This is a genomic window from Polymorphospora sp. NPDC050346 (genome assembly GCF_040655695.1).
Lineage (GTDB): Bacteria > Actinomycetota > Actinomycetes > Mycobacteriales > Micromonosporaceae > Polymorphospora > Polymorphospora lycopeni.
On sequence record NZ_JBFAKM010000025.1, the window covers coordinates 26,296 to 44,135 of the forward strand.

The following is a 17,840-nucleotide window of genomic DNA, read 5'->3' on the forward strand; positions in this document are numbered from 1 at the left end:
CCGGACGGCTCCGGCCGGTCACCCGGGTGGCGCCGGGGATCAGCGGACCGCGCCGGCGGTCAGGCCGGTGCGGATCTGGCGCTGGAAGAGCACGTACGCGGCCAGGACCGGGACCATCGCGATGGTCAGCCCGGCGAACAGGCCGCTCCAGTCGCTGCGGTAGCCCTGGCTGACCGACAGCGCGGCCAGGCCCTGCGCGAGCACGTACCGGTCGGGGTCGGGGTTGAGCACCAGCGGCAGCAGGTACTGGTTCCACAGCCCCAGGAAGTTGAAGATCGCGATACTGACCAGCCCGGGGCGGGCCAGCGGCAGCATCACCCGGAAGAAGACGCCCCAGTGCGAGCAGCCGTCGAGGAAGGCGGCCTCGGCGATCGCGGACGGCAGCGTACGGAAGAACGAGTGCAGGAAGAAGACCGTGAACGGCAGGGCGTACGCGGTGTAGACCAGGATCAGCCCGTGGTAGGTGCCGAGCAGCCCGAGTTGCCTGACCACGAAGAACAGCGGCACCAGGGCCAGGAACACCGGGAAGAGCAGCCCGGCGACGAAGACCAGGTGGAGGATCCGGTTGCCCGGGAACGGGTAGCGGGCCAGGGCGTACGAGATGGTGGCGCCGAGCAGCATGGTCAGGACCAGCGCCCCGCCGACGACGATCGCGCTGTTGAACAGGTAGTCGCCGATCGACGCCTGGTTCCAGGCCCGTGACCAGTTGTCGAGCCGGGGCGTGGCCGGCAGGCTCCACGGGCTGGTCAGGATCTCCCGGTCGGTCTTCAGCGAGCTGACCACCGCCCACAGCAGCGGCAGGGTGACCACCGCCGCCCAGGCGAGCAGGAACAGGTGCGCCCCGCGCCCGCCACCGCCGGCCCCGCGTCCGGCCCGACGTTCCCGCGCCGTCCGTACCGGTGTCCGGGCCGGCCGCGCCTTGTCCACAGTGGTCGTCATGCCAGCTCCACGGGTTCTCGCCGGCCGGCCCGCATGGTGACCACGGCCAGTGCCAGGGTGAGGAGGAACAGCGCGACGCCCATCGCGGCGGCGTATCCGAACTTCCCGTACGTGAACGCGTTGCGGTAGAGGCCGAGCCCGATCACCTCGGTCGACCCGTCCGGCCCGCCCGGCCCGACCGTCATGATCTGTACGACGGCGAAGCCGTCGAGCGCGAGCACCCCGAGATAGACGAAGGCGACCTGTACGTTGTCGCGGACCAGCGGCAGGATCACCCGGCGCAGGGTGTCGAGCCGGCCGGCGCCGTCGAGCACGGCGGCCTCCAGCACGTCGCGGGGGATCGACTCCATGGCGGCCGAGAACAGCACCATGTAGAACCCGACCGACGACCAGACGAGCACCGCCATCACCGCCCACAGCGCCAGCCGGGGATCACCGAGCCAGGTACGCGCCAGCGCGTCCAGCCCGACCGCCCGCAGCACGCCGTTGAGCAGCCCCTCGTTGGGGTGGTAGACGAACTGCCAGAGCACCGCGATGATCGGCAACGACAGCAGTTGCGGGAAGAAGTACGCCGTCTTGTAGAACTCGCCGCCGCGCACCGCCGACAGCATCGTGCTGCCGCCCCGGCCGCCGAAGTTGACCAGGGTGGCCAGCAGCAGGCCGAGCGCGATCGTCGCCGCCGGCACCACCAGCAGCATCAGGGCGTTGTTGCGCAACGCGGCCAGGAAGAGCGGGTCGGACACCAGCTGCCGGAAGTTGGCGAGCCCGACGTAGTCGACCTGGCCGGAGACCCCGGACCAGTCGGTGAGGGCGAGGTAGAACGCCTGCGCGTACGGCGACAGCACGAAGACCGCGTACAGCGCCAGGCCGGGCAGGATGGCCGCGGCGAGGAACCGGTAGCGACCGTGCCGGATGGCCATCATCGCCGGCTACCGGGTGTATTTGGTGACGGTGGTGTCCCGGGCGAGCGTGTCGGCGGCCCGCTGGATCCGGTCCGACCACTGGGCCGGGGTGACCCGACCCGTCACGAGTTCGCCGGTGGCGTCGTCGACCGCCTTGGCCAGCGGCGCGTACCAGGTCCGGAACCGGAAGGTGAAGGTGTGCGGGCCGGCGGCGGCGACCGCCTCCCGTACCGACGCCAGGCCGCTGCTGACGGTCAGCCCGTCGGTGGCGCCGGCGACGGTCGGCAGGGTGCTGTTGAGTTCGGCGAACCGGCGCGCCGACCGTTGCGAGAACAGGATCCGCAGGTATTCCAGCCCGCCACGCGGGTTCTTCGCCCGGCTCGGCACCACGAACGACTCGCTGCTGGCCGCCTGGAGACCGGCGGCCGGCACCCGGTCACCGGTGCCGAGCGCGGGCACGGCGCCCATCACCATGTCGAGGCCGTCCGGGGTGACGCCCTTCTGTTCGGCCTCCAGCCACGACCCACAGGGGATGATCGCGGCCTTGGACTGCGACCAGGCGGCCTGCGCCTCGGTGTGGGACAGCGCCTCCGAACCGGACAGCAGGTAGCCCCTGGCGGCCAGTTCGTGCAGGGCGGTGGCGGCGTCGACCAGCTCCGGCCGCTTCCACGCGCCCGGTTCGAGGTTGTCGACCGCCTTCAGCAGGTCGGGGCCGCCGGCCTTGGCCGCCATCGACAGCAGCGGGTCGTTGATGTACTCCGGGTATTTGCCCTGGTAGGTCCAGGGGGCGAGGCCGGCGGCCTTGATCTGCCCGCACAGCGCCAGCATCGCGTCCCACGTCGCCGGCCAGGTCCAGCCGTGCCGCTCGAACAACGGCTTCGAGTACCACAGGCCCCAGACGGTGTAGGTGAAGTTGAGCGCGTAGACCTTGCCGTCGAAGGTGCCGTCTCCGGTCACGCCGGGCAGCAGCGTGTCCCGTACGGTGCGGGCCGGGTCGTCCAGCGTCGGGGTGTCGAGCAGTTCGGCGAGGTCGGTGAGCTTGCCGGCGGCGACCAGGGTGGCCAGGTCGAGGCGGCCGGCGCCGGTGTTGTCGACCACGTCCGGCGGGGTGTCGGCGACGAACCGGGGCTGCAGCGCCTCGCCGACCTTCTGGATTCCCTTGTGGTCGATGGTCGCGCCGGGGTGCCGTTCCTTGTAGACGGTGCCGGCGTCGATGGCGTACTGGTCGCCGTACCCGCCCTTGAAGATCACCACCTCCAGCGGGGTCGAGTCGGGTACGCCGAGCGGGTTGCCGGCGTCGCGGGCACCGGTCGGTGCCGGGGCGGCGGGTCCGCCGCCGCTGTTCGTGACGCAGCCGGCGACGGCGGGGGTGGCCAGGGCGGCGGCACCCGCGGTGCGGACCAGGGTCCGCCGGGTCAGCCGGGGGCCGGGGGACGGGGAGGCGGTCATGGGGGTGCCTCGACTTTCTTCGGTCGGGCGGCGCGGGGCGCCGGGGCGAGCCGGCGCGGGGACGCCGGTCCGGGTACGGGGCGCGGGCGCGCCGGGGTGCGGCACGCCGGCGCCGACTCCGGCCCGGCGCGGGACGCCGATCGGGTCGCGGCGCGCGGGCGCCGGTTCGGGTACGGCGCGGGCGCCGCCTTGTGTGCGGCGCGGGGGCGCCGTTTCTGGTGCGGCGCGCGAGGCGCCGTTTCTGGTACGGCGCGTGGGCGCCGGTGGAGGTGCGGCGCGGGCGGCGCCGGTCAGGCGGTACGCCGGATGCGTCCGGCGTACCGGGCTTCCAGTTCGTGGTTGTGCGTGTCCCCGCCGGGCACGTTCGCCGACAGGTAGACCGGTGGCGTCTCGCCGGCGGCGAGCAGCCGGGCGACCACCTCGCAGACGATCTGCTGGGCCAGCAGCGCCCCGGTGATCGACGAGATCGCGCCGACGGCGCCGCCACCGGGCAGCGGCAGGGCGGCGTCGCCGTACGGGGCGCCGTTGTCGAGCACCACGTCGGCGATGTCGGCCAGCCGGCGGCCGGACGGGTGCCGGGAGGCGACCCTGGCGCTGTGGTCCAGCGAGGTGATCCCGATGACCCGGTGGCCCTGCTCCTTGAGCAGCAGGGCGAACTCGACGATGACGCCGTTGACGCCGGAGTTGGAGGTGACGACGAAGACGTCGTCGGGCTTGACCGGGGACAGTTCGTAGAGCCGGCGGGCCACGGCCGGGTCGCGTTCGAGCAGCGGGTCGTCGAGTACGGCCCGGTCGGCGCCGCCGTACAGCACCAGGTCGCGAAGCGCGATCCGGTTCGTCGGCACCAGTCCGCCGGCCCGGCCGGCGATCTCCATCGACAGTGCCTCGGAATGCCCGCAGCCGAACGCCTGGAGCACCCCGCCGGCCCGTAGACCCGCGGTGACCAGGTCGGCCGCCCGCCGTACGCCCTCGGTCTGGCCGGCGGCGACCCGACCGATCGCCGCGGTGACCGCGTCGAGGTAACCGTGCGCGCTGATGCTCATCAGACCTCCGATCGGGGGCGCCGGCGGCCGGCGCGGCTGGCTTCGTCGGGCAGGCGGTGGGCGTCGACCGCGCGGGCGGTCACCTCGAACGCCTCGGTGGTGCGCTGGTAGGTCCGCTGGGCCACCGCGACGTAGATGAGGTCGAGGACCAGCAGTTGGGAGTGCAGGGCGGACAGCGCGGCGAACCGGAACGTGGTCTCCTGCACGGCGGTGGTCATCACCACGTCGGCGGTCTCGGCCAGCGGTGAGCGGGGGAACGAGGTGACCGCGACGGTGAGCGCGCCGTGGTCGGCGGCCTCGGCGAGCACTTCGATCACCTCGCGGGTACGGCCGCTGTGCGACAGGCCGATCGCCACGTCGCCGGGGCCGAGCAGGGCGGCGTTGGTCAGCGCGGTGTGCGGGTCGGGCCGGTGCCAGCACGGCACCCGGATCCGTTCCAGCCGGAACGCCATCTCCCGGGCGGCGTTGCCGGAGCTGCCGAGGCCGAAGAGTTCGACCCGGGCGGCGGTGGCGACCGCCGACGCGACCCGGTCGACGGCCGCGAGGTCGACCTGGCCGGCGGTTTCCTGGATGGCCCGGGCGTCGGCGCTGGCGACGACGCCGAGCAGGTGGTCGAGCGGGTCGTCGGGGCCGATCTCCCGGTCGATGTCGGTGTCCCAGCGGGCCTGTGCCGCCCGGCCGGTCTCGGTGGCCACCGCGACCCGCAGTTCGGCGTAGCCGCGGTGGCCGAAGAGCCGGCAGAACCGGGTGACCGTGGCGGTGGAGGTGCCGGCCCGTTCCGCCAGGTCGATGATCGTGGCGCGGGCCGTCTCCTCGGGGGCGATCAGGATCTGCTCGGCGACCCGTTGCAGGGCGACCGGCAGGGTCGGTAGCTCGGTGCGGATCCGGCCGAGCAGGCCACTGTCGGTCATCAGCATTCCTTTCACCAAACCTTGTTGGTGATGAAAAGTATGACCATCGACAGTGTTCTGTCAATACTGTTAACGATTGGCGGGGTTGGCCGGGGGTGCCGTGCTCAGTGGTGGACGCGGTACGTCAGGTGGGTGACCAGCGACGCCTGGCGGGCGGACACCTGCTCGAGCCGCAGCGGCGGCACCCCGTCGAAGATCCGGTCGCCGTGCCCGAGCGTGACGGGTACGACGTGCAGCCGCAACTCGTCGATCAGGCCGGCGGCCAGGTACTGGTTGACGGTCGCCGCGCCGCCGGCGATGGAGATCCGCCGGTCGCCGGCCACCGCCCTGGCCTGTTCGAACGCGGCGTGGATGCCGTCGGTGACGAACGTGAAGGTGGTGCCGCCCTTCATCGTCAGCGGCTCGCGCGGCTGGTGGCCGAGCACGAACACCGGCGCGTGGTACGGCGGGTCCTCGCCCCACCAGCCGGTCCACTCCAGGTCCCAGTCGCCGCGGTCGGGGCCGAACATGTTGCGGCCCATGATGTAGGCGCCGGCCCCGGTGACGGCGGCGATCTCGGTCGCGTTCTCGTCCGGGGTCTCGAACATCCAGGTGTGCAGGTCGACGCCGGCGCCGAACGGGTGCTCGCGGGACTGGTCGGGGCGGGACGAGAAACCGTCGAGGGAGATCGCGATGTCGCTCGTGACGAGGGTCATGGTGGGCCTTCCATGCTGGTTGCAGATTACAACCGGTTACGCTAGGTGGGCCGGTTGTAGGATGCAAGCGGTTTGCGGGAAGGAGGCGCCGTGGAGGAGCACCGGTCGGGCTGCCCGATCAACCTGTCGCTGGAGGTCTTCGGCGACCGGTGGTCGCTGATCGTCATCCGCGACATCATGTTCGGCAACCGCCGGCACTTCCGCGAGCTGCTGACGAACAACAACGAGGGCATCGCGTCGAACATCCTCGCCGACCGGCTGCACCGGCTCGTCGGTCTCGGGATGGTGTCGCGCGCACCCGACCCGGGCCACAAACAGAAGATCGTCTACCGGCTCACCGAGCCGTCGATCCAGCTCGTCCCGGTGCTCGCCCAGCTCGGCGCGTGGGGCGTCCGGCACCTGCCGGTCAGCCCCGAACTGGCCGTACGCGCCCGGCTGCTCGCCGACGGCGGACCGCCGCTGTGGGACGACTTCATGGCCGAGCTGCGCGAACTCCACCTGGGCATCCCGCGGCCGGCGGGGGTGGAGTCGGTGTTCGACCGGCTCACCGCCGCCTACCAGGCCGAGCTGGCCCGCGCCGGCAACTGACTCCAACTCGGTTGGCGGCCGGGGACGGTCGCTGTTCCGCCCCACAGCAGTACCCCGCCTGGCGACCGGCACGAGCGCCACCGGCTCACGAGACGTGTTCCGGCGCGGGAGTCGGTCGGGCCGGGGCCGGGCGGGACATCTCCCGCCACGGGCCGCCGAGCAGCGGCGTCAGTGAGAGCAGCAGGTAACAGCAGCCGGCGACGACCAGGGTGGCGGTCGTACCGAAGGCGTTGACGGCCAGGCCGGCGCCGACCGAGCCGACCGGCATCGCCGCCCAGCAGCCGGCGCCGATGACGCCGTACACCCGGGCGCGCATCCCGGCCGGCACCCGCTCGAGCTCGATCGTCCCGATCATCGGGTTGATCGCGCCGGCGGCGAAGCCGGCGACGACGGTGACCGTGACCAGCGCGGGCAGCGGGAGCCCGGCGGCCAGGGCCAGGAACGGCGGGGCGCCGGCGATCAGGAAGGCGACCACGTACGTGGGCCGGCGCGGCAGCCGGTGGCCGATCGCGCCGAAGACCAGCGAGCCGGCCAGCGCGCCACCGCCCATCGCGCCGACCAGCAGGCCGAACGCGGTCGCCCCGCCGAGTTCGCGGTCGGCGACGACGGGCAGCAGGACGGTGCTCTTCGCGGCGTCGAGAAGGTTGGTGAACAGCACCATCAGCACGATGAGGCGCAGCAGCGGCTCGTGGAGCAGGAACCGGACCCCGTCGGTGAACTCCCGCCAGTAACCCGCCGCGCGGGCGTCGGCACCCGGCCCGGCGTCGGCCGCCGGTTCGGTGGCCGGCCGCAGCCCGCGCGGTACGAGCACGGCGACCACGGCGGCGGAGACCGCGAACGTGACCGCGTCGATGGCGAGCACGGTCAGCGCGCCGAACGCCGCCACCAGCAGCCCGGCGACCGGGGCGCCGACGAGCCGGGCACCGCGGCTGGTCGCCTCGAGCATGGCGACGGCCCGCTCGACCGGCATCCCGGCCGCGGCGGCGGCCTCGGGCAGCAGCGCGATCCGGGCGGTGTGCCCGGGGGTGTCCAGCAGGCCGGTGGCGAAGACCAGCGCGAGCAGTGCCCAGAACGGCAGGCCGACCGTACGGTCGAGCAGCGGTACGGCGGCGATCGTCACGCCCGAGACGAGGTCGGCGGCGACGCTGGCCCGGCGGTAGCCGATCCGGTCGACCAGCACCCCGCCGAAGGCGCCGCCGATCACCATCGGCGCGGTGGCGAAGGCGCCGACGAGGCCGGTCGCCGCCGCCGAGCCGGTCTCGGCGAGCACGTAGAGCGGCAGGGCGATGATGGTGAGCATGTTGCCGGTCAGCGACACCGCGTGGCCGACGACGAGGCCGAGCAGCGGGCCGTACCGCCGGTCGGGGGCCCGCTGCGCCGGGACGCGTGCGGCGGTCTTCATTCCGGCCGCCGGAACGCGTGGAACATCAGGGTGACCGCTTCGGTGCCGGCCCGACCGGCGGCGCCGCGGGTCTCCCACCGGTCGACGAGCGCCTTCAGGTCGGCCTGCAGTTCCGTCAGCTCGTCGCTGGTCAGGTGCAGTTGGGTGTCGCCGCTGGTGGCGCCGGCGACCCAGGCCGGTGCGAGCGTCGCCTCGGATTCGAGGTAGCGCTCCAGGACCTCGACGTAGCGGCGCAGGACGGTGCGGCGCAACGAGTCCAGGGCGGCCCGGCGCTCCGGGTCGTCGAGGACCTCCACCGGCTTCCACGCGGTCCGCTCGTGGGTCGCCCGCCACCACCGTTCCCGCCGGTCGCGGGCGAGTTCCGGAACCTCCTCGACGAACCCGAACGACGCCAGCTTGCCGAGGTGGTAGCTGACCGAGCCGACCGCCTCGTCGACGATCTCGCTGAGCATGCCGACGGTCTGCGGGCCCCGGCCGCGCAGCTCGCCGAGGAGCCGCAGGCGGGTCGGGTGGGCCAGGGCACGCATGGCCCGCGGATCGGTCAGGTGCACGGTCCGGCCGTCGTCGGACGACCCGCCGGCCCCCTCGCCGCGTTCGGTCATGCGGTTCACCGTAGACCCACAAGAAATGATGTACAAGAAGTGTCGTACAAGAAGTCTTGTCAATCCCGGTAGGTCAGGCCGTGGCCGAAGCGGAAGAGCGGGTCGACGGTGTCGAACGCCACGTCGGGCCGGCCGGCCCGGACCGCCGCCGCCGAGCGGGGCAGGTCGAACGGCAGCCGCCCACCCGGCGCCGCCCGCCCGGCCAGCACGTCCGTAAGCGCCTCGTCGCACACCCCGAACGACACCGTCAGCGCCGCCACCCGCGCCGCCAGCCGGGACAGCACCGCCGGCCGGTCCAGGTAGACGTCGACGACCGTCGGTACGGTCTCGGCGATCGCCAGCACCCGCGCCATCTCCCCGGCGGCGAACTCCAGCGACCCGGCGTGGAAGAACGCCTCGAACTGCCCGGGCCGGTGGTCGTACGGCGCCTGCAGGCGAAGGAGCGCCACGTCGGCGTCGGCCAGCCGGTCCACCACCCGCCAGTCGCGGGCGACGACCTCGGGGGCCACCCCGTCGCACCAGACCCGCAGCCCGCGCCGCAGCGGCAGACGCGCCGCCCGGTCCGGGGCCGCGTTCGACAACAGCGTCACGCAGGCCCGCTGGGCGGCCAGCCCCGCCGCCCGGAACCGCGCGCACCCGACGACAGCAGCCGCCCGGTCCGGGTCCACGTACGGCCGGTCGAAAAGCCCGAGGGTGAACTTCTCCCGCAGCACCCGCCGCACCGACGCGTCCAGCCGGGCCACCCCGACCCGCCCCGCCCGCACCAGGTCGACGACCAGCCCCGGTACGGCCTCGCCGCCGATCTGGTCGGCGCCGGCGTCGAGGACCCGGTGCGCCCGCTGCCCGGGGGAGAGGTGCTCCAGCCCCCAGGCCCGCGCCGGCCGGACCTGCCCCCGGAACACCGCCCCGGTCAGCACCCCCCAGTCGGTGCAGACGATGCCGCCGAAACCCATCCGCCGCCGCAGCAGCCCGCCGACCACGTCCCGGTTGAAGCTGAACCCGACCTCGGCGTAGCCGGTTCCGCGCGGCATCCCGTAGCCGAGCATCACCTGCGAGCAGCCGGCGTCCAGCGCCGCCACGAACGGCCGCAGGTGGTCGGCGAACCGGCCGCCGGGATAGACCTGCTCGCGGCCGTACCGGAAGTGCGGATCCTCGCCGTCGTGGGCGGCACCGCCGCCGGGGAAGTGCTTCACCATCGCGGCGACCCCGTCCGGCCCGAGCATCGGCCCCTGCAACCCGCCGACGTACGCCCGCACCAGCTCGGCGGCGAGCCCCGCGTCCTCGCCGAAGGTGCCGAGCGTACGCGGCCAGCGCGGCTCGGTCGCCAGGTCCGCCTGCGGGTGCAGGGCGACCCGGATGCCGACCGCGCCGTACTCCTGCCGGACCACGTCCGCCCACCCGCGCACCAGCGCCGCGTCCCGGGTCGCGGCCATCCCCAGCGGCTCCGGCCACACCGAGAACGCACCGGCCAGCGCGGCGGTGTTCGGGTTCGTCGAGTAGGCGTGCCGGGGGTCGGACGACAGCGTGACCGGTATGCCGAACGGGGTCGCGGCGGCCAACTCCTGCAACCGGTTGTGCCAGTGGGCCAGGTCGGCGGGCGCGGCCGTACCGAGCAGGTTGAAGTGGTTCATCCGCCGGTCGCGCACCATCTCGGCGGCCGACAGCAGCCCGGCGTCCGGGTCGGCCGGGGCCAGCGAGCCACCCGGCCCGATCCCGACCATGGTGTGGAAGAGCAGCCCGGCCTTGTCCGGCAGCGTCATCCGGCGCAGCAGGTCCTCGACGCGTACCGCCACCGGCAGCCGCGCGTCCCGGTACGGCGGCCCGTCCACCACCGCCACCGTACCGGCGCACCCGGCCGTGGTCCCCCGTTTGGAGGACGCCCGACCGGGCATTCGCCGCCGACGCCGACTGGCCTAGGGGGCGCGATGGCGGGTAAGCGGATCATGGTCTTCACGATCCCGAACGACGGGCATCTCAACATCCTCAAGCGGATGATCCGCGCCTACCGGGCCGAGCACACCTTCCGGCTGGTGCTGGTCGACCGGCAGACCACCGCACCCGACCTCGGCGACCTGGCCGGGCTCACCGACACCCTCGACGGCTCCCGGCACTTCGTCAACACGCCGGCGTCCGGGGTCCTGCACCGGGTCTGCGAACTGCTCGACGAGAGCCTCGCGATCACCCGCGACTTCGGCCCCGACCTGGTCGTCCACGACTTCTGCGCGCTGGAGGGCCACTTCGCCGCCCGGCTCGCCGGGGTGCCGTACTGGACCTCCGTACCGGGGCTGATCGGCCCGATGACCGACCGCCGGCACCTCGCCGACTGCCTGTCGTCGCCGACCAACCGGGCCGCGACCGAAACCCTGCGCCGCCGGTACGGCCTCACCGTCGCCCCCGGCGACGTCGAACTCGTCTCCAACAGCCTGCACATCCCGGCACCGACGAACCTGCTGTGGTCGTACCCGGCGGTGACGCCCGCCGACTTCCGCCACCACCGCCGGCCGGCCCACTACCGGTTCGCCGGCTACCTCTCCGACGGCCACCGGCGCCCGGCCCGGCCCGCCGGGCGGCCGCTGGTCTACCTGTCGTTCGGCACCGAGGTGATGGACAACCTGTGGCACGCCGACCCGACGACCCGCGACGGCGTACGCCGCTGCGTCGCCGGCCTCGCCGCCCGCTGGACCCGCGACGTCGACGTCGTCTTCGTCACCCGCGGCCGGCCGGTGCTGCCCGCGTACCCGGCGAACTGGGCCGTGCACGACCGGGTCGACCAGCAGCGGATCCTCAGCCGGGCCGAGGTCTTCGTCACCCACGGCGGCAGCAACAGCTTCCACGAGGCGCTGCTCGCCCGGGTGCCGGTCGTCGTCGTACCGTTCTTCGGCGACCAGCCGCTGGTCGCCCGGCGGGCCGCCGAACTCGGCGTCGGCATCGCCCTCGACGGCGGCGCCACCGTCGAACGCGGCGCCGCCGCCCGGTTCCTGCACCCCGACCTGCCGGCGCTGATCGTCGCCGCCGTCGACCGGATCCGCGCCGACGGCACGTACCGCCGCAACCTGCGCGACCTGTGCACGTCGGTCACGCCCGCGCTGGCCGGCGTCGACCGGCTGCACCCCACCGGACCGGTCCGGGGCACGGTGCCGCCGGGCGCCGCGCCCCCGGTCCCGGCCGGACCCGGCGGTACGCGGTGACCGCCGGCCCGCCGGAGATCAGCGACTACGGCCTGCTGTCCGACTGCCACAGCGCCGCCCTGGTCAGCTCGCGCGGTTCCGTCGACTGGTGGGGCCCGCCCCGCTTCGACTCGCCCGCCGTCTTCGGCCGCCTGCTCGACCCGGACGCCGGGCACTGGTCCATCGCCCCGGTCGACGAGCACACCGTGACCCGGGACTACGTCGGCGACTCCCTGGTGCTGCGGACCGTGCTGCGGACCGCCACCGGCGCGGTCGCGGTCACCGACGCGCTCGCGCTGCACCCCGGCAGCCGGGGCCACGAGATCGGCTTCGACGCCCCGCACACCCTGCTGCGCACCGTCGAGGGCCTCGACGGCACCGTCAGCGTCGCCGTCGAAGTCGCCCCCCGCCTCGAATACGGCCTGACCGAGCCCCGGTGGTACCGCGACGGCCGGACCTGGATGGCGCGGGCCGGACCGGTCGGGCTGCGGCTGACCGACGACTCCGAACTGACGGCCACCGGCGGCACCCTCACCGGCCGCTACCCGGTCGCCGCCGGCCAGCGGGTCAGGTTCCGGCTGGCCTACGAGCCGACGTACGAGCCGGTCGACCGCGGCGGTCCGGAGCCGTCGGTGCACGACACCCTGGAGGCGTGGTACTCCTGGGCCGCCCTGCACCGCGGCTACCAGGGCCGCTACCTGCCCCAGGTACGCCGCAGCGCCCTGGTGCTGCAGGGCCTGACCTTCCAGCGCAGCGGCGCGGTCGTCGCCGCCGCCACCACGTCGCTGCCCGAGCAGATCGGCGCCGACCTCAACTGGGACTACCGCTTCGCCTGGCTGCGCGACGTCAGCCTGACCATGCAGGCGCTGTGGGTCGCCGCCTGCCCGGACGAGGCCGGCCGCTTCTTCGACTGGATCGCCGACGCGTTCGGCCCGCTCGGCGGCGCACCACTGCAGATCATGTTCGGCGTCACCGGCGAACGCGACCTGACCGAACACGAACTCGACCACCTCGCCGGCCACCGGGACAGCCGCCCGGTCCGGGTCGGCAACGACGCGTGGAAGCAACGCCAGCTCGACGTCCTCGGCGAGGTCCTGTTCGCCGCCGAACTGCTGCGCGAGCGGATCGGCACGCTGAGCGACGCCACCCGCGAACTGCTCGTCTCCCTCGCCGACCAGGCGGCGGACAGCTGGCGGCTGCCCGACTCGGGGATGTGGGAGTCCCGCGAGCACCCCCGGCACTACACCTCGTCGAAGGTGATGTGCTGGGTGGCCCTCGACCGGGCCGTACGGCTCGCCGACGCGCTCGGCGTACCCGACCGGGCCGCCGCCTGGGCCACCGCCCGCGACGAGATCCGCGCGACCGTGCTGCGCCGCGCCTGGTGCGAGCGGATCGGGGCGTACGCCGGCGCCTTCGACTCCGACCGCCTCGACGCCTCGGTGCTGCTGCTGCCGCTGGTCGGGTTCCTGCCCGCCGACGACCCGCGGATGCTCGCCACCATCGAGGCGGTCCGCGACCGGCTCGCCGACGGCCCGCTGGTGCGCCGCTGGTACGGCGACTCCGCCGCGTTCGTCGCCTGTGGCTTCTGGCTCGTCGAGTGCCTGGCCCTGGCCGGTCGGGTGGACGAGGCCGGCGCGCTCTTCGACGACCTGCTGGGCCACGGCAACGACCTCGGCCTGTTCGCCGAGGAGATCGACCCGGCCACCGGACGGCAGCTCGGCAACCACCCGCAGGCGTTCTCGCACGTCGGCCTGATCAACGCCGCCTGGCGCCTGACCGAGGCGTCGGCTGCCGGCGGCGCACCCCGGCCGGCCTGATCGTCCGCGGCTCGGACACCCGGCCCGGCTGCGCGAATGCCGGCGGCGCGGCCCGGCAACCGATCCGCGGCCACCCGGTTGCCCGGATGCCGCACCCGGCGGCATCCGGGCTGACACACTTTCCGGGTGGAGGTGTCCGAACCGAGGCGCATGATCCATCCGGGCGCCCCAGGGTCGCGGGTCACCCGACTGGAACTCCTCTACGACCTGATCTTCGTCTTCGCCTTCCTGAACGTGACGAACGTGGCCGGTGAGCAGCTGAGCCCGCTCGGGCTGACCCGCGCGCTGCTGGTGCTGGCCCTGCTGTGGTGGTGCTGGACCAGCTTCGCCGCGCTCGGCAACCTGGCCCGGGCCGACCAGGGGCTGCTCCCGCTGCTCAGCTTCGCCATCATGGCCGCCGTACTGGTGCTCGCGCTGACCCTGCCGGAGGCGTTCGTCGACGACCCCGGTGGCCTCTACGGCCCGGTCGTCTTCGCCGCCTGCTACGCCGTGGTGCGGGTCGGGCAGTTGGCCGTGCACTGGACGGTGCTACGCACCACCGGTGCCGGCTGGGTCGGCCCGCTGCGCAACTTCGGGGTCTTCGCCGTGCCGGTGTTGACCAGCACCACCCTCATCCTGATCGCGGCGCTGATTCCGCACGGCGCCGACAAGGCCGAGCCGAATCCGGTGCGCCTCGGGCTGTGGGGGGCGGCGATCGTGGCCGAGTACCTGGCCGGGACGGTCCGACTCTCCGGTCGCTTCTACATCGTCTCGGCCGGCCACTGGGCCGAACGGCACGCCCTGATCGTGCTGGTCGCGCTCGGCGAGTCGATCATCTCGATCGGGGTCGGGCCGAACCTCACCGGCGGTCTCCCGGTCACCTGGGCGGTGATCGTGGCCGCGGCACTCGGGTTCACCGTCACCGTGTGCCTGTGGTGGATGTACTTCGACGAGCACGCGATCGCGGCGGAGCAGTCGCTGCACGGCACCCGCGATCCCGAGGTCCGCCGTAGGCTGGTGCGCGACGCCTACACCTACCTGCACCTGCCGATGATCATCGGGATCATCGCGTTCGCGCTCGGACTCAAGCGCTACCTGGGCGACATCTCGGCGGACCCGGAGACCGGCTGGCAGCACCGGGTCGAGATCCTCGAACTCGATCTGCTGTACGGCGGGGTGCTGCTCTTCCTCCTCGCCCTCGCCGCCTTCGCCCGGCGCACGACCCACCACTACCGGCCGGCCCTGCCCCTGGTCGTGCTGGTGGTCGTACTCGTCGTGGTGATCGCGACCATCAGGCCGCCGGCGTTGATCGCGCTCGCCATGCTGGCCACCGGGTGCGTCGTGCTGGTCCTGATGCAGTTCTGGCAGCGGTCCCACGCCCGGTCCCGGGTTCGGCGGACCGCGCTGAACGAACAGCTGGCCAGCGAGGCCGACCAGAGCGAGTGGCGCCGCAAGCACCTGTGACCGGCCCGCTCCGGCGGGAAAAGCGGTATGCCGCAACACCTTCCGGCCGCGATCATGTCCGGGTGCGTATTCCACGGCAGATCCCGCTCGAAGTCGGCGCTCCCGGCCCCGCGCCGGAGTCGCTGCTGCCCGTCGTCCTCACCGTGGACGACTCCGATTCCCCGCGCGACGTCATCGACGCGCTCGGGCTGACCGCGTTCGTCGCCGGCCACCAGCCGTACGCGACGTCGAAGAGCCTGAACAACGTCCGCGACGACGCGACGCTGCTGCCGCCCGATGTACGGGTGCTGCGGGACAGCCGCAGCGAGACCGAGCGCGCCCGGCTCGCCGCCGGGGACGGCTGGACGCTGCGCGCGGTGCACTGGCCGCGTGGCAAGACCGCCCACGTCGCGGTCACCGCGACCACCGCCGAGCTGGGCGACGAGATCCTCGCCCGGGCGACCGACGGCATGACGGAGCCGCCGCCACCGGTCGAGGAGGCCGTGACGATGGGCTTCTGGTACGCGTCGTCGAACGGCCCGCAGCGCAACCCACGCTCGATCAGCGTGGGTTCGTGGGCGGACATCCGGGGCAACTACGCCGCGTCGGCCCGGGCCGAGTTCGACCGGCTCGTCAAGGTCGACCGCGATTCGGTACGCGGCCGGCTGGTGCTGCTGCACGGCCCGCCGGGCACCGGCAAGACCACGGTCCTGCGGGCGTTGGCCCGCGAGTGGCGGGACTGGTGCCAGTTCGACTGCGTGCTCGACCCGGAGGCGCTGTTCAACAGCCCGGCCTATCTGATGGAGGTCGCGCTCAACGGGGGCCGCGAGTGTTCGTGCCCCGACCGCAAGCACGACAAGTGGCGGCTGCTGCTGCTCGAGGACTGCGACGAGCTGATCCGTGGCGAGGCGAAGCAGACCACCGGGCAGGCGCTGTCCCGGCTGCTCAACCTCACCGACGGTCTGCTCGGCCAGGGCCGCAAGGTGCTGGTGGCGATCACCACCAACGAGGACCTGGCCCGGCTGCACCCGGCCGTCGTACGACCGGGGCGCTGCCTGGCCCGGATCGAGGTGCCGGCGCTGTCGTCCGCCGAGGCGCAGACCTGGCTGGGTACGTCGGCCGGCGTGCCGGCGGCCGGCGCGACGCTGGCCGAGCTGTACGCGTTGCGGGACGGCTACCAGGTGGCGGTGGAGTCGGAGCCGCTGCCCAGCGGCCAGTACCTGTGACCGGGTCCGGGGCGCCTGCCCCGGGCCCGGCATCCGGCCCGGAAAATCCCTGGAACCCGGCGACCCCGGCGCCCACACTCATCGGCGTGGATCACGAACGGATCGTCAGTCTGAGCAAGCGGATGTCGCGGCTGTTGCGGCACGCCCCGGAGCGGGTCGGGCTGACCCTCGACGCGGCCGGCTGGGTGCCGGTCGACGAGTTCCTGGCCGCGACCCGGATCGGGCGCGACGAACTCGACCTGGTGGTGGCCGGCAACGACAAGCGCCGGTTCGCGGTGGAGCGTGGCCCGGACGGGGTGGAGCGGATCCGGGCCAACCAGGGCCATTCGGTCCCGGTGCGACTGGGCCTCGCCCCGGTGGTGCCACCGGAGCGGCTCTTCCACGGCACCGGCGCCGCCGCGCTGGGGTCGATCCGGGCGACCGGCCTGGACCGGGGGGGCCGGCACCACGTGCACCTTTCCGCCGACCGGGCCACCGCCCACCGGGTCGGCGCCCGCCGGCGCGGCGCCGTCGTGGTCCTCACCGTCGATTCGGCGGCGATGCACCGGGCCGGTCACGAGTTCTTCCGCAGTGAGAACGGCGTCTGGCTGACCGACGCCGTACCACCGTCCTATCTGGACGTGCCTGACGCGGACTGACGTCGCGACCTCCTCGGGCGGTGTGGTGGTGCCACGCCGATGATCCGTATGAGCCGGTCTGCTGGATGTCAACTGTGAGCCTGCTGTAAAACTTCTGACAGAGTCGCCTTGGCCGAGGTCAGCCCGGTGATGGCCGGCCGTGTGGGGTGAAACGGGGTTCCGCCGTCGACCGGCGGTGGGCACGATCGATCCGACCGAAGGCGACGCCCCGCACACAGCCGGCGACCGTCGCCCGGAGCGGACCGGAAACCTGCCGGCTCCACCCACAGCCCCACCGAGCCGGACGCCGGCTCGCCATCGCTTTGCCGAGAGGACACGCCTTGTCACGAGAGACCCTCCGCCGCAGGACGTTGCTGACCGCCGGCGGCCTCACCGCCGGCGCGATCGCCGTCGCCGGTGTCGGTGCCCCGACCGCCGCGTCCGCCGGCGGCCCGGCACCGTCGACCCCGGCCGCCGCTGTCGCCCACCTGCTGGCCGGCAACCGGCGCTTCACCCGCGGCCACGCCCGGCACCCGCACCAGTCCGTCGCCTACCTGCGCCAGCTCGCGAACGGCCAGGACCCGTTCGCGATCACGCTCGGCTGCGCCGACTCGCGGGTCTCCCCGGAGATCCTTTTCGACCAAGGGCTCGGCGACCTGTTCGACAACCGGGTGGCCGGCAACATCGTCGACGACCTGCTGCTGGGCAGCATCGAGTTCGCGGTCGAGGAGTTCGCGCCGCCGCTGATCATGGTGCTCGGCCACGAGCGGTGCGGCGCCATCACCGCCACGATCGAGGCCATCGAGCACGGCGGTCACGCACCCGGCCAGATCGGCACGATCGTCGACGCGCTGCGGCCGATCGTCGAGCCGCTGGTCGGCGGCCCCGGCGACGTCGTCGACCGGGCGGTCAAGGCCAACGTGCGCGCCCAGGTCCGGGCGCTGCTCGACCGCAGCGAGATCATCCGGGAGAAGGTGCGGCACGGTCAGCTGGCCGTCGTCGGCGCCCGCTACGACCTCGACAACGGTCACGTCACTCTCGTCTGAACGGCCGGTGGGGG

At 73.4% G+C, this 17,840-nt stretch carries 16 protein-coding genes; 7 read left to right on the forward strand and 9 right to left on the reverse strand.

Going from position 1 to position 17,840, the window contains the following annotated elements; genetic code table 11:
- Positions 1 to 39 precede the first annotated feature (39 nt).
- From AB0I42_RS23990 to AB0I42_RS24015, 6 genes are all read right to left on the reverse strand, one after another.
- The gene (locus tag AB0I42_RS23990; RefSeq protein ID WP_357540207.1) at positions 40 to 939 is read right to left on the reverse strand and encodes a carbohydrate ABC transporter permease; all 900 of its coding nucleotides are present in this window, start codon (positions 937 to 939) and stop codon (positions 40 to 42) included.
- Positions 936 to 1,859, reverse strand: coding sequence for a sugar ABC transporter permease (locus tag AB0I42_RS23995; RefSeq protein WP_357540209.1), 924 nt, complete (start codon positions 1,857 to 1,859; stop codon positions 936 to 938). Before AB0I42_RS23995 ends, AB0I42_RS23990 begins: the two co-directional genes overlap by 4 nt.
- A gap of 9 nt (positions 1,860 to 1,868) precedes the next feature.
- Entirely contained in the window at positions 1,869 to 3,290 is a 1,422-nt protein-coding gene (gene ngcE, locus AB0I42_RS24000) for an N-acetylglucosamine/diacetylchitobiose ABC transporter substrate-binding protein (protein ID WP_357540211.1), read from the reverse strand.
- A gap of 290 nt (positions 3,291 to 3,580) precedes the next feature.
- On the reverse strand, positions 3,581 to 4,333 hold the full coding sequence (locus tag AB0I42_RS24005; protein ID WP_357540213.1) for an SIS domain-containing protein: 753 nt from the start codon (positions 4,331 to 4,333) through the stop codon (positions 3,581 to 3,583).
- On the reverse strand, positions 4,333 to 5,244 hold the full coding sequence (locus AB0I42_RS24010; RefSeq protein WP_357540215.1) for a MurR/RpiR family transcriptional regulator: 912 nt from the start codon (positions 5,242 to 5,244) through the stop codon (positions 4,333 to 4,335). The genes AB0I42_RS24005 and AB0I42_RS24010 overlap by 1 nt, the downstream gene beginning before the upstream one ends.
- Before the next feature lie 104 nt (positions 5,245 to 5,348).
- Positions 5,349 to 5,939 carry a dihydrofolate reductase family protein gene (locus tag AB0I42_RS24015; RefSeq protein WP_357540217.1) on the reverse strand — a complete coding sequence of 197 codons (591 nt, stop codon included), beginning with the start codon at positions 5,937 to 5,939 and terminating at the stop codon, positions 5,349 to 5,351.
- Positions 5,940 to 6,029: 90 nt separating this feature from the next.
- Between AB0I42_RS24015 and AB0I42_RS24020 the strand changes: the two genes are divergently transcribed.
- Positions 6,030 to 6,527, forward strand: a complete 498-nt coding sequence (locus AB0I42_RS24020; protein ID WP_357540219.1) for a helix-turn-helix domain-containing protein — start codon at positions 6,030 to 6,032, stop codon at positions 6,525 to 6,527.
- An 85-nt stretch (positions 6,528 to 6,612) separates the two neighbouring features.
- On the opposite strand, the gene AB0I42_RS24025 is transcribed toward AB0I42_RS24020, so the two are convergent.
- Genes AB0I42_RS24025 through AB0I42_RS24035 form a run of 3 tightly spaced genes read right to left on the reverse strand, consistent with a single transcriptional unit; the run spans position 6,613 to position 10,360 of the window.
- Positions 6,613 to 7,929: an MFS transporter gene (locus AB0I42_RS24025; RefSeq protein ID WP_357540221.1), complete on the reverse strand. Its 1,317-nt coding sequence runs from the start codon at positions 7,927 to 7,929 to the stop codon at positions 6,613 to 6,615.
- Positions 7,926 to 8,531 (reverse strand): helix-turn-helix domain-containing protein, encoded by a 606-nt coding sequence (locus tag AB0I42_RS24030; RefSeq protein ID WP_357540223.1) that lies wholly within the window; start codon positions 8,529 to 8,531, stop codon positions 7,926 to 7,928. The genes AB0I42_RS24025 and AB0I42_RS24030 overlap by 4 nt, the downstream gene beginning before the upstream one ends.
- Positions 8,532 to 8,590: 59 nt before the next feature.
- The gene (locus AB0I42_RS24035; protein ID WP_357540225.1) at positions 8,591 to 10,360 is read right to left on the reverse strand and encodes a glycoside hydrolase family 3 N-terminal domain-containing protein; all 1,770 of its coding nucleotides are present in this window, start codon (positions 10,358 to 10,360) and stop codon (positions 8,591 to 8,593) included.
- A 96-nt stretch (positions 10,361 to 10,456) separates the two neighbouring features.
- On the opposite strand from AB0I42_RS24035, the gene AB0I42_RS24040 reads away from it, so the two are divergent.
- From AB0I42_RS24040 to AB0I42_RS24065, 6 genes are all read left to right on the forward strand, one after another.
- On the forward strand, positions 10,457 to 11,719 hold the full coding sequence (locus tag AB0I42_RS24040) for a nucleotide disphospho-sugar-binding domain-containing protein (protein WP_357540227.1): 1,263 nt from the start codon (positions 10,457 to 10,459) through the stop codon (positions 11,717 to 11,719).
- Positions 11,716 to 13,515 carry a glycoside hydrolase family 15 protein gene (locus AB0I42_RS24045; protein ID WP_357540229.1) on the forward strand — a complete coding sequence of 600 codons (1,800 nt, stop codon included), beginning with the start codon at positions 11,716 to 11,718 and terminating at the stop codon, positions 13,513 to 13,515. The genes AB0I42_RS24040 and AB0I42_RS24045 overlap by 4 nt, the downstream gene beginning before the upstream one ends.
- A gap of 126 nt (positions 13,516 to 13,641) precedes the next feature.
- A complete protein-coding gene (locus AB0I42_RS24050) occupies positions 13,642 to 14,958 on the forward strand; it encodes a low temperature requirement protein A (RefSeq protein WP_357540231.1) in 1,317 nt (438 codons plus the stop codon).
- A gap of 62 nt (positions 14,959 to 15,020) precedes the next feature.
- The gene (locus AB0I42_RS24055; protein ID WP_357540233.1) at positions 15,021 to 16,163 is read left to right on the forward strand and encodes a DUF5925 domain-containing protein; all 1,143 of its coding nucleotides are present in this window, start codon (positions 15,021 to 15,023) and stop codon (positions 16,161 to 16,163) included.
- A gap of 86 nt (positions 16,164 to 16,249) precedes the next feature.
- Positions 16,250 to 16,801: an RNA 2'-phosphotransferase gene (locus AB0I42_RS24060; RefSeq protein ID WP_357540235.1), complete on the forward strand. Its 552-nt coding sequence runs from the start codon at positions 16,250 to 16,252 to the stop codon at positions 16,799 to 16,801.
- 320 nt (positions 16,802 to 17,121) lie between these two features.
- Positions 17,122 to 17,826: a carbonic anhydrase gene (locus AB0I42_RS24065; protein ID WP_357540237.1), complete on the forward strand. Its 705-nt coding sequence runs from the start codon at positions 17,122 to 17,124 to the stop codon at positions 17,824 to 17,826.
- Positions 17,827 to 17,840: the final 14 nt, after the last annotated feature.